General features: G+C 67.9%; 13 protein-coding genes and 1 tRNA gene. 6 read left to right on the plus strand and 8 right to left on the minus strand.

The window, feature by feature from the left end; translation table 11 throughout:
* Positions 1-92: 92 nt before the first annotated feature.
* Positions 93-166: transfer RNA gene (locus QE393_RS01625), tRNA-Gly, on the minus strand.
* A gap of 134 nt (positions 167-300) precedes the next feature.
* Here QE393_RS01625 and QE393_RS01630 point away from each other — a divergent pair.
* Both QE393_RS01630 and QE393_RS01635 read left to right on the plus strand, forming a co-directional pair.
* Positions 301-1362 (plus strand): M4 family metallopeptidase, encoded by a 1062-nt coding sequence (locus QE393_RS01630; RefSeq protein WP_133863023.1) that lies wholly within the window; start codon positions 301-303, stop codon positions 1360-1362.
* Between the two features lie 12 nt (positions 1363-1374).
* Positions 1375-1710: a protealysin inhibitor emfourin gene (locus QE393_RS01635; RefSeq protein WP_017640065.1), complete on the plus strand. Its 336-nt coding sequence runs from the start codon at positions 1375-1377 to the stop codon at positions 1708-1710.
* A gap of 3 nt (positions 1711-1713) precedes the next feature.
* Here the strand turns inward: QE393_RS01635 and QE393_RS01640 are convergent, their stop codons facing one another.
* Positions 1714-2745: an MBL fold metallo-hydrolase gene (locus tag QE393_RS01640; protein ID WP_273809855.1), complete on the minus strand. Its 1032-nt coding sequence runs from the start codon at positions 2743-2745 to the stop codon at positions 1714-1716.
* A gap of 63 nt (positions 2746-2808) precedes the next feature.
* Here QE393_RS01640 and QE393_RS01645 point away from each other — a divergent pair, with 63 nt between their 5' ends.
* Positions 2809-3423 (plus strand): pseudouridine synthase, encoded by a 615-nt coding sequence (locus tag QE393_RS01645; protein ID WP_273809853.1) that lies wholly within the window; start codon positions 2809-2811, stop codon positions 3421-3423.
* A 9-nt stretch (positions 3424-3432) separates the two neighbouring features.
* On the opposite strand, the gene QE393_RS01650 is transcribed toward QE393_RS01645, so the two are convergent.
* Both QE393_RS01650 and QE393_RS01655 read right to left on the minus strand, forming a co-directional pair.
* Complete coding sequence (locus QE393_RS01650; RefSeq protein WP_273809850.1) at positions 3433-4398, minus strand: hypothetical protein; 966 nt, start codon at positions 4396-4398, stop codon at positions 3433-3435.
* A 62-nt stretch (positions 4399-4460) separates the two neighbouring features.
* Positions 4461-5060 carry a LysE/ArgO family amino acid transporter gene (locus QE393_RS01655; protein ID WP_273809849.1) on the minus strand — a complete coding sequence of 200 codons (600 nt, stop codon included), beginning with the start codon at positions 5058-5060 and terminating at the stop codon, positions 4461-4463.
* A gap of 99 nt (positions 5061-5159) precedes the next feature.
* Between QE393_RS01655 and QE393_RS01660 the strand changes: the two genes are divergently transcribed.
* The 3 genes from QE393_RS01660 to QE393_RS01670 all read left to right on the plus strand — a co-directional run bounded on the left by QE393_RS01660 (position 5160) and on the right by QE393_RS01670 (position 8102).
* On the plus strand, positions 5160-6047 hold the full coding sequence (locus QE393_RS01660; RefSeq protein ID WP_310041758.1) for a LysR family transcriptional regulator ArgP: 888 nt from the start codon (positions 5160-5162) through the stop codon (positions 6045-6047).
* Between the two features lie 82 nt (positions 6048-6129).
* Positions 6130-7074, plus strand: a complete 945-nt coding sequence (locus tag QE393_RS01665) for an NAD(P)-dependent oxidoreductase (protein WP_273809845.1) — start codon at positions 6130-6132, stop codon at positions 7072-7074.
* Positions 7075-7247: 173 nt separating this feature from the next.
* Positions 7248-8102, plus strand: a complete 855-nt coding sequence (locus QE393_RS01670; RefSeq protein WP_310041760.1) for an ATPase — start codon at positions 7248-7250, stop codon at positions 8100-8102.
* Here the strand turns inward: QE393_RS01670 and QE393_RS01675 are convergent.
* From QE393_RS01675 to QE393_RS01690, 4 genes are read right to left on the minus strand one after another with little or no spacing between them, the layout of a single operon-like run.
* Positions 8083-9147 (minus strand): ion transporter, encoded by a 1065-nt coding sequence (locus QE393_RS01675; protein WP_273809842.1) that lies wholly within the window; start codon positions 9145-9147, stop codon positions 8083-8085. The genes QE393_RS01670 and QE393_RS01675 overlap by 20 nt on opposite strands.
* Positions 9144-9704: a cob(I)yrinic acid a,c-diamide adenosyltransferase gene (locus QE393_RS01680; protein WP_310041763.1), complete on the minus strand. Its 561-nt coding sequence runs from the start codon at positions 9702-9704 to the stop codon at positions 9144-9146. The genes QE393_RS01675 and QE393_RS01680 overlap by 4 nt, the downstream gene beginning before the upstream one ends.
* Before the next feature lie 21 nt (positions 9705-9725).
* Complete coding sequence (locus tag QE393_RS01685) at positions 9726-11747, minus strand: ATP-binding protein (protein WP_273809839.1); 2022 nt, start codon at positions 11745-11747, stop codon at positions 9726-9728.
* Between the two features lie 43 nt (positions 11748-11790).
* Positions 11791-12705, minus strand: a complete 915-nt coding sequence (locus QE393_RS01690) for a putative 2-dehydropantoate 2-reductase (protein WP_273809837.1) — start codon at positions 12703-12705, stop codon at positions 11791-11793.
* Positions 12706-12797 lie beyond the last annotated feature (92 nt).

Genomic DNA, 12797 nt, shown 5'->3' on the forward strand with positions numbered 1-12797 from the left:
TTCGCGCACGCAAAACCCCTTGGCAGAGCCCGGAAACGCAACGGCCCCCAATCAGCGTGTCCGCAAGGACTGATTGGAGGCCGCCTGAAATCTGGAGCGGGCGAAGGGAATCGAACCCTCGTCATGAGCTTGGGAAGCTCAGGTAATGCCATTATACGACGCCCGCGTGGGGTGCCTTTGTACCAGAAGCCTGCCTCCGGGTGAAGAGGCGGGAGTGGTCTGGCTGTTTCGTGGTCCAACGGACAGGACCGCACGCTGCGGTGATCGGGGACCTTTGTCCCCCAGAGGAGGAGGTCGCGCATGTCTCGTTATCCGGGCACCTATCAGGGAGTGATTCCCCCCTACATTCTTGGCCGCATCATCGATCATGGCGATGAACACCAGCGTTCCTGCGCCCTGACCACCCTGAGCCACGTCCAGAGTCTGTTGCACAATCCCGGTCGGCCCGGGGTGCGCCAGGCGCCGATCGGGCCGCTGCCGCGTACCGATGACGCCAGTCCGCAGCGCAGCATCTTCGATGCCGGCAATGCCATGCAACTGCCCGGGCGCCTGGTGCGCCAGGAAGGCCAGCCGGCGCTGAGCGATGTGGCAGTGGACGAGGCCTACGACTACCTGGGCGCCACCTTCACCTTCTTCAACGAGGTCTTCGGGCGCAATTCCATCGATGGCCAGGGCCTGCCGCTGGCCGGTACCGTCCACTATGGCCAGGACTACCAGAACGCCTTCTGGAACGGCGAGCAGATGGTATTCGGCGATGGCGACGGCGAGATCTTCAATCGATTCACCATCGCCCTCGACGTCATCGCTCATGAGCTGGTGCACGGCGTCACCGAGAGCGAGGCGGGGCTGGTGTACTTCAACCAGTCCGGCGCACTCAACGAGTCGGTCTCCGATGTCTTCGGCATCCTGGTCAAGCAGTACAAGCTCAAGCAGACGGCTGCCGAGGCAGACTGGATCATCGGCGCCGGGTTGCTGACCAAGAAGATCAAGGGCAAGGGCCTGAGGTCGATGGCCGAGCCGGGCACCGCCTACGACGATCCGACTCTGGGCAAGGATCCCCAGCCTGGCCATATGCGCGACTACATCGAGACCCGCGAAGACAATGGCGGTGTCCACCTCAATTCGGGCATTCCCAACCGGGCCTTCTACCTGGCCGCGCTGGCCTTGGGCGGTCACGCCTGGGAAAAGGCCGGGCCGATCTGGTACGACACCCTCTGCGACAGTCGCCTGGCCAACGATGCGGATTTCGCCGCCTTCGCCCGCCTCACTGTGTCCAACGCCGGTCGCCGTTTCGGCGCCGAGTCGGCCGAGGTCCGGGCGGTCGAGGAGGCCTGGGCCGGCGTGGGTGTCACCCTTAGCTAGAGGAGCAGGGCAATGCGCGAACTTCCCCCGCTGGGCAAGGACACCGTGGTGCGGCTCTCGCGGCAGGGGGGCTTCGCGCCCCTGCATGCGCTGAGCAAGCCGCGGGAGATCGAATTCGGCCAGTACGACAGCGCCCAGCGCGGGCGCATCTGCTCGGTGCTGGAGCGCTGCCTGCCTGAGTCCGGCGAACCGACCCAGGTCGGGCGCGGCGATCAGCGCTACTTCAAGGTGGAATTGCGCTTTCGCCCGCAACCCGCCGAGCAGGAAGACGAACTGACCCTGCTGATCCCCGAAGATCGGGCGCCCAGCGAGCTGGTACGGCTCTGGGACAAGGGCCTGGTGGAGTAGTCGCTAGGGCACCGACCAGACCTCGCCCGGCGCCAATGTCCTGAAGGCCTCGTCCGCCAGGCCATGCAGGGCGCGGGCATGGGCCAGGTCGCGGGGCGGAGCGAATTGCCCTTCGTCGCTGAGGGGAAAGGTGCCGAAGTGGATGCCCAGGCTGCTGGCCGCGCCCAGCGCCTGATGGGCGCGTACCGCATCGTCGGGATTCAGGTGGCTGTCCTGCATGAACCAGCGCGGTTCGTAGGCGCCGATGGGCAGGGCGGCGAAACGCGGTGCGCCCAGGCGTTCGCGGATCTGCGCGAAGTGCGGGCCCCAGCCGGTGTCGCCGGCGAAATAGACCGGTCCGCTTGGCGCTTCCAGCACGAAGCCACCCCACAGCCGCCGATTGGTATCGAAGCGACTGCGCGCCGACCAGTGCTGGCCCGGCACCAGGTGCAGGCGCAGGCCGTCCCTGAGTGGCAGACTCTGCCACCAGTCTAGTTCGCTGACGGTGACGAAGCCGGTCTCGCGGCGGATCAGCTCGGCGTTGCCCAGGGGCGTCACCACCGGCGTCAGGGGCGCGCGCTCGGCCAGGCGCCTCAGCGTCGCCAGATCCATATGGTCGTAGTGGCTGTGGCTGACAAAGATCAGGTCCAGCGGCGGCAGGTCATCCAGGGCCACGCCAGGTGCGTGATAGCGTCGGGGGCCGATGAAGCTGAACGGACTGACCCGCTCCGACCAGACCGGATCGGCGAGGATATTGAGGCCCTGATGCTGGATCAGCAGGGTGGCGTGGTTGACGAAGGTCACCCGCAATTCGCCGCCCTCGACCCGGGCCGCTGGCCGCGTCGGCACGGCCGGTTCTTCCTGCCAGGTCCACTCGGGACGGGTGCGGGTGAACTGCCATTTCAGCAAGGTCCAGAGACTCTTGTCCTCGCGCGGCGCCAGGTTGTGGAAGCGCTCGCCGTCGAAGTGGTCGGAGCGTGGGCCTTCATAGGCCGAAGAGGCGCAGCCGGCCAGGGTCAGCAGGTGGATCAGCCACAGCGGACGAAAGATGCGCATGGGACCTCGGACGAATAGACTGGGCGGTCCAGATTACCCTTTGGCTAGCCGCCGTCGATCCCCATGTCGCGAAATACCCGCTCCACCCCCGGCCAGCGACCCCGTCGCCAGGCCAAGGCGCCACCGGTCACGCCGCGGCTGCTGCTGCTCAACAAGCCCTTCGATGTGCTCACCCAGTTCGCCGACGCCGATGGCCGCGCGACCCTGAAGGCCTACGTCGCGGTGCCGGGCGTCTATCCCGCTGGCCGCCTGGATCGCGACAGCGAAGGCCTGCTCCTGCTGACAAACGATGGCCAGCTGCAGGCGCGCATCGCCGATCCCCGGCACAAGCTGCCCAAGACCTACCTGGCCCAGGTGGAAGGCGCGCCCAGCGAAGCGCAACTGCAGCGCCTGCGCCAGGGCGTCGAGCTCAATGACGGCCCCACGCTGCCCGCCGAAGCGCGTCTGCTGGCCGAGCCACCGGTGCTCTGGGAGCGCGATCCACCGGTGCGCTTTCGCAAGAGTGTGCCGACCGCCTGGATCGAGTTGACCATCCGCGAAGGGCGCAATCGCCAGGTGCGGCGCATGACCGCCGCGGTGGGCCTGCCGACGCTGCGCCTGGTGCGGGTGCGCATCGGCCCCTGGACGCTGGACGAGCTGGCGCCGGGCCAATGGCGCGAGGTACCGGCGCAGCTCTAGCGCCGCATCTCAATCCTGCCGCTGGCTGGCGGCCTCCTGCAGGTCGCCGGCGATGTCGGCGAGGCGGCGGCTGACCTCTTTCAGGACCTGCGGATCGATCGCGCGCGCGGGCTGACCCGGTTCGGTCAGCAGCTGACTGGCCAGCAGGGCGCTCAGAGCGCCGACCTCGCTGGCCTGGTGACGCAGCTCGTGGGTGTGCTGCACGGCGGCGTCGCGCAGAAGATTGGTGCTGAGGGTCAGGCGGCCCAGTTCGTCATCGCGCCCGCCGGGCAGGCGCTCGCCGAAGCGCCCGCGCGCCAGTAGCCCCAGTTGCCGGGCGCAGGTCACCAGCGGATCGACCAGCCGCCGCTCCACCAGCCTGACACCCAGGAACAGCAGGCCGCCGCCACAGAGCAGCAGGGCCAGACCGGCGAGCAGGATGTCGCGCTGGGCCTCGGCGCGGATGGCGGCGATCTGCGCGGCGGTACGGCCGTGCAGTTCATCGACCAGGGCGGCGAAGCCCTCGGCGGTCTCGCGGTCGATACCTCGGACCTCGGCATCGCCGCGACGTGGATCGCGGTCATGGGCGAGATAGGCGGCATGACCGGCGCGATAGCGCTCGCCCAGGCGCCCGTGCTGGGTCCGCAGCGCCTGGAGCCGCGGTTGCAATTCGGGGTCGACGCGGGTGGCCAGCTGTTGCAGCCGCTGATCGACCTCGGCTTCGCGGTTCAGAAAGGCCTGCCAATAGCGCTCGGCGGCGTCGGCATCGCCACCGCGCAGGAGAAAGTTCTTCCATTCCTGCACCTGGATCTTGAAGGTCAGGTGGGTGTCGTCGATCTCCACCAGCCGCTCCATTGGGCCCTCGATCAGGTGCTGGTAGCGGTGCAGTTCGCGGGAAAGCAGGCCGAAGCCGGCCAGGGCGATCAGCAGCATCAGCAGCAGGCTGCCGCCGAACAGGAGCAGGCTCTGACTGCGGAGCGAGCGGGCGAAGGGCATAGGGACTCTCGACAGGAAACGCAGAGCCGCAGCTTAGGGCGCTCGCCGGGCGAAGGCCAGCCTCAGGTCGAGATCAGCAATTGCACCGCGACGGCGAACATCACCCCGGCCACCAGCAGATCGATCAGCCGCCACACCCCCGGACGGGCCAGGTAGGGTGCGGCCCAGGCCGCGCCCAGGGCGAGTCCGAAAAACCACAGCATGGAGGCGGTGGCGGCGCCAAACACATAGGCCAGGGGCGCAGCCTGCTGGCTGCCCAGGGAGCCCACCAGCAGCACCGTGTCCAGATAGACGTGGGGATTGAGCAGCGAGACGGCGGCCGCGGCGAGCAGCGCCTGGCGTCGACTGCGCGGACTCGTGGTCTCCAGCTTGTCGATGGCCACCGGCCGCCAGGCCCGCCGTAGCGCCTGGGCGCCGTACCAGATTAGAAAGGCCGCGCCGCCCCAGCGCAGGATGACCACCAGCAGCGGGCTGTGCTGGATCAGCGCGGCCAGGCCCAGCACCCCGGCGGCCACCAGGATCACGTCGCAGGTGAGGCAGAAGGCGGCGATGGCCAGATGGTGCTCGCGCCGCAGCCCCTGGGCCAGCAGATAGGTGTTCTGGGCGCCCAGCGCCATGATGAGACTGGCCATGGTCAAGAGGCCGGTGAAGTAGCTGTTCATTGCGAAGGTAGTGCCCTGTCGTCCTGGAATGGCTGCCACCTTGCCGGGTCCGGGTGTATAAGAAAAACCAATATTCCTTATGCAGCATTAGCTGAATCGATGATCGACTACAAGTTGCTGGAAGCCCTGGCGGTGGTGGTGGAAGAGGGCGGCTTCGAACGGGCGGCGCGGCGGCTGGGCCTGTCGCAATCGGCGGTGTCCCAGCGCATCAAGTTGCTCGAAGCCCGGGTCGGCCAGGCGCTGCTGGTGCGGGAGACACCGCCCCAGCCCACCGCGCCGGGGCTGCGGCTGTTGCGCCATATCCAGCAGGTCCGCCTGCTGGAAGCCGATCTGGGCAGCGAGGTGCCGGGACTGGCCGAAGAGGCGCCGCAGCGGTTACGTATCGCCCTGAACGCCGACAGCCTGGCCAGCTGGTGGCCGGCCGCGGTCGGCCCCTGGCTGGTGGAGCAGGGGCTGCTGCTGGATCTGGTGGTAGAGGATCAGGACGTGGTGCTGCGCCGTATGCGCGCGGGCGAGGTGGCGGCCTGTCTCTGCGCCAGCGGTCAGCCCCTGGCGGGTGCCCGGGTGCGATCCTTGGGCGCCATGCGTTATCGCGCCGTGGCCAGTCCGGACTTCTGTACCCGCTGGCTGACCGGGCGGCCGATCGCCCAGGCCCTGGTGCACGCACCCGCCATTGTCTTCGGCCCGGACGATCGCCTGCAGCACCGCTACCTGGAGCAGCACGGTGTCACCGCGCCCTTCGACTACCATCTCTGCCCGTCCGCCGAAGGTTTCCAGCAGATGGCCCTCAGCGGTATCGGCTGGGGGCTGCTGCCCGATATCCAGAGTGCGGCCGCCCTGGCCGATGGGGCCCTGGTGGATCTAACGCCCGGTCACTGGGTGGATGTCCCGCTGTTCTGGCATCACTGGCGCAATGGCGGTGTCGCCCTGCAGGCGCTGACCCGCCATCTGGAGGGCGTCGCCGGCCAGTGGCTGGTGCGCGACTAGCGGCGCCGGTCGAAGGCTTTGGTTACACTGGACCTTGGGTCGTCCTCGGCGACCGCGGACAGGTTTCGGGAATCCCAGCGACATGCGTATCTTGATCACGGGCGCCAGCGAGGCGCTTGGTGCGGGTCTGGCCTGCGATCTGCTCGACCGCGGCCAACTGGTGCGGGTGCACGGCCGCCCCGGCGCGACCCTGGATGCCCTGGTCGAACGCGGCGCCGACTACCACCCGGCCTTGCTCGACCAGCCCGCGCAGGTGGTGGCGCTGTGCGACGACATCGACGCCATCGCCCACTGCACCGACGTGGCCGGCGTGCCGAGCGCCGCCGATCTGGATCACGGTCAGGTGCTGATCGAGGCCGCCCTGCAGCAGCAGGTCGCGCAATTCGTCTATGTGTCGTCCGCGCGCCTCTACGAAAGAGGCGGCGAGGCGCTCAAGGAAGACCAAGTGCCGGCCAAGCCCAGGAGCCGCGAGGCCCAGCGTCGCCTGCAACTGGAGCGCCTGGTCCTGGCCGCCGGTGAATTCGGCCCTCAGGTCACGGTGTTGCGGCCAGCCCAGGTGCTCGGCCTGGCCGATCGCGACTGGGCGCGCTGGTTGCTGGAGCGGGCCAGGGCCAGGCAGCTGGTGCGCAGCGGCAACGGCCTCAATCGCTGGGACTTCACCAGCGCCGGCAACCTGCGCAAGGCCCTGGTCACCTTGCTGCTCAGGCAACCGGCCGCCACCCACGGCAAGGTCTTCAACCTCAGCGATGGCCAGTCGCTGGTGTGCTGGGACGCGATCAACTTCCTGCTGCGCCGCTTCGAGCTGCCGCCGGTGGTCGAGCGCAAGGCCTTCGATCCCCGGCGGCTCTATGCCCGATTGCGCACCCCGGGTCATGAATCCTACTGGCCCGAGTTGCTCGACAGCTCCTTCACCCTGGACATCCGTGCCGCCCAGGAGGCCTTCGGCTACCTGCCCGAGGCCAGTTCCTGGAGCGCGCTGGAAGAATATCGCCCGCGGGCGCCCCAGGCCCGTAGCGGACCGGTCTAGCGGCCATCCCCAGCGCACCCGGGGCATGGCATGCTGGCGCTTTGCTATCGACGCAGACTGCGTTTCGGCGCACGCTCCCGGGGCCAATCCGCGTGCCGGCTGCCTCGCGTCCATGGCGACGGCCGTTATACTGGCCGCGATTCCGTCTTCTTGCCTCTGCTCACAGGTCTGCCATGCGCAACGATCTTCTCGATGAAATGGATAACGTCCCGAGTCTGACCCCGGAGCGCGACGATCGCCGTCCCGGCGGTCGGCGTCCGGTCGAAGCCGAAGAGGTCTATCGCGAACCCGCTGCCGGTCATGCCCGCCCGGTACGCCGCGGGCCCTCCACCGCGCCGCTGTGGGTGCTGGTCGCGGCCCTGACCCTGGCCCTGGCCGGGGTCGCCTGGTGGAGTCATCAGCAACTGGTGCTGATGCAGGAGCAGGTGGTGGCCACCCAGGAAAACTTCGCGCGCATCAGCGAAGACGCCCAGGGTCGGCTGAGGGACATCTCCGGCAAGCTGGTGGAGAGCGAATCCTCCGGCACCACCAGTCGCGAGGCCCTGTTGCTGCAGGTCAAGACGCTGCAGACCAAGGTCGTCGAACTCACCCGCCAGCAGCAGGGGGTGACGGACAACCAGCAGGCCCAGGACAACCGCCTGCAGAATCTCTCCACCGCGGTGCAGACGGTGCAGACCGGCAGTGGCGAGGTGGATAGCCGGCTCAAGGCGCTGGCCGAGGAGCAGACCGCGCTGAAGAACGGCCTGGCGCAGACCGCCAGCCTGAGCGAACAGGTCGCCAGCCTCAATGCGCAGAACAAGGCGCTGCAGGCCGACATCGCCGCGCTGAAGAAGCCCAGCGCTCAGAACCAGGCCCTGGGCGAGATGCAGCAGGACCTACTGGTATTGCGCAGCGAACTGGACGCTCGCCCGGTGGGCCCGGACAGCAAGGAATTCGACGCCTTCCGCCTGCAGACCACCCGCAACATCACCACCCTGCAGACCCAGGTGCAGAATCTGCAGCAGCAGATCAGCGCCGGGGCGCGTTGATCGGATCGATCTCGCTGCGCTGCCATTCCTGCGGCCAGAGCTCGCCGTCGAGCTGATCGAGCCGGCGTTGCAGGACCTTCTGCTTGAATACCTCGAGGATCTCCACCAGCACCTCGTCCAGGGCATTGTCCTGGGCGCCGCTGGGCAGACTTTGATCGAAGCCGTGGTCGGCCAGGCGACTGGCCAGGGCGCGGAAGTCGCGGGTGCGCAGACTGGCCGCCGCTTCCCGCACCAGGCCGTTGACGATATCGGTGAGCACCCCGTCCAAGGTGTCGGCCAGGCGCTCACCCATGGGCAGGCGCTTGAGCCGGGCCAGGTCGGGATTCTCGTCCAGGGTGCGCTGCACCACGTCGCCGACCAGGCGTTCCAGGGTGGCGCGATTCTGGTTGTAGCCCTGTTCCACCATTGCCTGGATGCGCAGCGCCATGCCGTCGATCAGCCGCTGCTTGCGCGGACGGATGACACGGTCGATCACGCTCTGGGAGAAGTCGTCGCGGGTGTTGAGCTCGTCCTGCAATTCGCCGCAGATCTTGATCATCACCCGATCCGACAAATCCTCCATGAGCAGCTGGTAGTAGTGGTTGAACAGCCGATAGGGCCGCCACCCGCGCATGTCGATCAGCCCCAGGCGCTGCAGGCGCAGGAGCAGCGAGACGATGCGCAGCGCCCGCAGCAGGCGGAAGCCACCCAGGGGAATGCAGCCGAGCACGTCGTACCAGTGGATGAAGGGATAGTGGTACCAGCGGGCATGGCGGCGCTCGACCACCGCCACCAGCCAGCCGAGCAGCACATCGGCGATGAAGAAGGCGACGAACACCAGGTCGATGCGGGTGAAGTGGGCATGGATGCGTTCGCCGTAGAAGGCGTGGAAGCCGGGCAGCACGGCGGCCAGGGCCTGGTTGAGCGGTCCCAGGGCATAGAGGCTGTCGAACAGGATCAGCGCCAGGTTCACGCAGACCAGGATCAGGATCAGGCCGTCCCACAGCGCCAGCAGGCCCTCATGGCGGCGCGGTGGTGGCGCGGCGGGCGCGGCCGGCGCGCTCATGGCCGTGCGGCCTGCCAGAGCACCTCGCTCACCCCCTGGCGCCGGGCGACGATGCGGGCGGCGACGAACAGCAGATCGGACAGCCGATTGAGATAGGGCAGGCCCTGGCCCTCCAGCGGCTCCACCGCGTGCAGGCTGCGGCAGCGCCGCTCGGCGCTGCGAGCCAGGGTGCGGCAGACATGGGCCTGGGCCACGGCGCGCGAGCCGCCGGGCAGGATGAAATTCTCCAGCGGCCCCAGTTCGGCGTTCCAGCGGTCGATGGCGCCTTCCAGCCGCTCGATCTCCCCCGCCTGCAGGGCGCGATAGCTGGGCATGGCCAGTTCGCCACCGAGGTCGAACAGGCGGTGCTGGCAGGGCGCCAGAATCTCACTCACCTCGGCCAGGCGGCCATCGTCCGCCAGCTCGGCGAGCAGCAGACCCAGGGCACTGTTGAGTTCGTCCACCGCGCCGATGGCCTCGATGCGCGGATGATCCTTGGGTACCCGGCTGCCGTCAGCCAGGCCGGTATCGCCGGCGTCGCCCTGGCGGGTGTAGATCTCGGTAAGGCGAAAACCCATGGCGTAGCTCCTGATGAGGTCCTAGGCCGCGTCGAAGTCGGCCTGGATAAGCGGCAGGCGCAGGGTGAAGCAGGTCCCTACGCCGGGCGTGGAGTGCACCTCCATCTGCCCCTTGTGGTTGTTGGTGATGATGAAGTACGACACCGACAGGCCCAGGCCGGTGCCCTGGCCGACTTCCTTGGTGGTGAAGAAGGGCTCGAAGATGCGCTTGCAGATGTCCTCGGGGATACCGATGCCGTTGTCTTCCACCTGGATCTCCGCCCAGCCGCCGCGCAGCTTGGTGCGCAAGGTGATGCGGCCGTATTCGCCTTCTTCCTCGTCGTCGCGCAGGTGAATGGCCTGGGCGGCGTTCTTCAGCAGGTTGAGCAGTACCTGCTCCAGCTCGTTGCCGATCACCGGCACCGGCCCCAGCGCCGGATCGAATTCGCGGATGATCGACAGGGTGCGAAAGTCGAAGCCCTCGGCCAGGTCGAAGTCGTTGCCGGCGATCTCGATGGCCTGGTCGATCAGCGGCGGCAATTCGCTGGCTTCCATCTTGCGATTGCTGCGCCGGCTGAAGGCCAGCATGTGGCTGACGATCTTGGCGGCGCGGCTGCCGGCCTGGTGGATGCCGTCGAGCAGCCGGGGGATCTGCCGGCTTTCCAGGTAGCAATTCACCGCATTGAGTTCGACGCCGGATTCGGCGGCCTGCTCGAGATTCTTCAGCAATTCCGGCGACAGCCGCCGGCGGATGTTCTGCACGTTGTGCAGGATGGCGCCCAGGGGATTGTTGATCTCGTGGGCCATGCCGGCGGCCAGGCCGCCCACCGAGAGCATCTTTTCCGACTGCACCATCATCTCTTCCATGTTGAGGCGCTGGGTGATGTCGTCGATGCGGATCACCACGCCGCGCCCGGCGCCGCCCATCAGCGGGTAGAAGGTCAGGGTGTAGTGGCGCGGGGTATCGGTCAGCGCCCAGGTCACCCGCTCCACCTTTTCCACCCGCAGCAATTCGGCGGTGCGACTCAGTTGCGGCAGGAACGGCTTGAGCGAGGGAAAGGCGAGAAACACCGGCTGGTTCAGGGCTTCGTCCAGCTGGGTGCCGGAGAGGTGGGTGGCTTCCTGGTTCCACTGGGTGACGTAGAACTGCTCGTCCACCGCGATCAGCGCCGAGGGCATGGAATCGATGATGCTGTTGAGGTAGTTCTGGAAGCCGGTGAGCTTCTTCTCGATCTTGCCGCGGACCTGCACCTCCAGTTCCAGCTTGCGGTTGGAACGGCGCGTCTCCTCGGCCAGGCTCTGGGCCTGCAGCACGGCGTACTGGGCGTCGTCACGGGCGCGCTTGAGTTGCTGCTCGCGGCCCTGGATGCGGCCGAGCATGGTGTTGAAGGATTCCGCCAGGCGGCCCAGTTCGTCTTCGCTGCCCTTGCTGGCGCGCAGCGAATAATTTTCCTCGCGGGTCACCTGGCGGGAAAGTTCTTCCAGCTCGCGGATCGGCAGGGTGATGAGTCGCTTGATCTGCCGCGCCACCACCAGCCAGAGCAGGATGCTGAAGGTCAGGATCGCCAGGCTGGCGGTCAGGGTGCCACGGTAGAAGGCGCCCGGCAGCTCGCTGCTGGCCACCAGCAGCAGATGCCCGGGCGCGCCCTCGGGCCGCGGCAGTTCCACCAGCAGGTTGGTGCGGAATTCCCGCAGGCGCCAGGTCTGCAGCTCTTCGAAGCGCGCGGGTACCTGCAGGCGATCGCCGTTGTGCAATTCGGCCAGGCGCTGGCCCTGACTGTCGTAGACCGCGGCCAGACGCAGCGGCGCATAGCCGTCCAGCTGGCGCAACTGCACCTGGGCCGCCTCCGGCGAGGCCAGCACCTCGCGACTGAGCACCGGACTGGCGAACAGCCGGCCCAGGGTCTGCAGCGCCTGGGGCGCCACGCTTTCCTGGGAGATCCAGTAGGCGGCACTGATGAAGGTCACGTTGGCCACCACCAGCACCGCGATCATCATCACCAGCAGGGCGGCCAGCAACTTGCGGCCGACCGGGAGATTCTTCAGGCGTTTGGCGAGGATCATGGCGCAGCCGCGGCAACAGGGGAGCGGGCAGGGTAGCCCGCAGCTAGTCCTCGGGCAATCCGCGCTCCGCGAGCCGGGCCCGCAACCGCTGCTGGAGGTCCGTCAGGTGCGGCACCGGCAGGCGCAGGCGCCCGGCGATCGGCAGGGCATGACCGAGCAGATGGCCCACCTCGGTACGCTGGCCGCGCTCCACATCCTGCAGCATCGAGGATCTGTTGTTGGCCGTGGCGACGATCACCGCCTCGACCTCCTGCTGCAGCCCCTGGGCCGCCGGGGCGAGGCCCATGGCTTCCAGCAGGGCCGCGAGTTCGTCGCAGAGCGCCGCGACCTCCGCGGCATGCTGGCGCAGCTCGCCGTTGCGGCAGCGATGCAGCACGGTCAGCGGATTGATGGCGCAGTTGATCGCCAGCTTGCGCCACAGCCGGGCGTCGATGTCGTCGGTCCAGCGCACCGGGAAACCCAGTTGCGCGAGGGTGTCCAGCCAGGGCGGCGGGGTATGGCTGCCGAGCTGGTCACCGATCCAGATCTGCCCGGCGCCGGCCGCCACCACATGGAAGTCGGTCTCGCGATAGGCCCCCTCGGTGGTGCTGGCTCTCAGGCAGCGCGCCCGCGGCACCCGGGCGGCCACGGCATCCTGGCTGCCCAGGCCGTTCTGCAGCAGCAGGATCTCGGCTTCCGGTTCGAGCCGCGCGGCGACGCTGGCGATGGCTTCTTCGGCGTCATAGCTCTTGCAGGCGAGGATCAGGCGGCGGATCGGATTGCCGGCCTCGGGCGTCTCGGCTGGCAGCGGATAGAGACTGGTGGTGTCGCCTTCGCTGAGTTGCAGTCCGCCGCCGGCGCGGTACTGCGCCAGGCGCGTACGGTCACGCAAGATCAGCCGGACCGGTTCGCCCCCGCGAAACAGCCGCGCGGCCCAGAGTCCGCCAAGACTGCCGGCACCCAGTACGTGCCAGCTCACAACTGTGACTCCAGGGTGGATTCGCGGGGCATGGTTGGATTCCTGCAAGGCTAGGGTCAGTCGTTATAATGGTCGGTCATGCCGCAGCGTCA

This window comes from Pseudomonas sp. SORGH_AS_0211 (genome assembly GCF_031453455.1).
GTDB classification, from domain to species: Bacteria; Pseudomonadota; Gammaproteobacteria; order Pseudomonadales; family Pseudomonadaceae; genus Chryseomonas; species Chryseomonas aestiva.

What these genes read in the sequence shown, in the direction of transcription:
- QE393_RS01630 (WP_133863023.1), top strand. Translation starts at nt 301, where the DNA reads ATGTCTCGTTATCCGGGCACCTATCAGGGAGTGATTCCCCCCTACATT.
- QE393_RS01635 (WP_017640065.1), top strand. Translation starts at nt 1,375, where the DNA reads ATGCGCGAACTTCCCCCGCTGGGCAAGGACACCGTGGTGCGGCTCTCG.
- QE393_RS01640 (WP_273809855.1), bottom strand. Translation starts at nt 2,745, where the DNA reads ATGCGCATCTTTCGTCCGCTGTGGCTGATCCACCTGCTGACCCTGGCC.
- QE393_RS01645 (WP_273809853.1), top strand. Translation starts at nt 2,809, where the DNA reads ATGTCGCGAAATACCCGCTCCACCCCCGGCCAGCGACCCCGTCGCCAG.
- QE393_RS01650 (WP_273809850.1), bottom strand. Translation starts at nt 4,398, where the DNA reads ATGCCCTTCGCCCGCTCGCTCCGCAGTCAGAGCCTGCTCCTGTTCGGC.
- QE393_RS01655 (WP_273809849.1), bottom strand. Translation starts at nt 5,060, where the DNA reads ATGAACAGCTACTTCACCGGCCTCTTGACCATGGCCAGTCTCATCATG.
- QE393_RS01660 (WP_310041758.1), top strand. Translation starts at nt 5,160, where the DNA reads ATGATCGACTACAAGTTGCTGGAAGCCCTGGCGGTGGTGGTGGAAGAG.
- QE393_RS01665 (WP_273809845.1), top strand. Translation starts at nt 6,130, where the DNA reads ATGCGTATCTTGATCACGGGCGCCAGCGAGGCGCTTGGTGCGGGTCTG.
- QE393_RS01670 (WP_310041760.1), top strand. Translation starts at nt 7,248, where the DNA reads ATGCGCAACGATCTTCTCGATGAAATGGATAACGTCCCGAGTCTGACC.
- QE393_RS01675 (WP_273809842.1), bottom strand. Translation starts at nt 9,147, where the DNA reads ATGAGCGCGCCGGCCGCGCCCGCCGCGCCACCACCGCGCCGCCATGAG.
- QE393_RS01680 (WP_310041763.1), bottom strand. Translation starts at nt 9,704, where the DNA reads ATGGGTTTTCGCCTTACCGAGATCTACACCCGCCAGGGCGACGCCGGC.
- QE393_RS01685 (WP_273809839.1), bottom strand. Translation starts at nt 11,747, where the DNA reads ATGATCCTCGCCAAACGCCTGAAGAATCTCCCGGTCGGCCGCAAGTTG.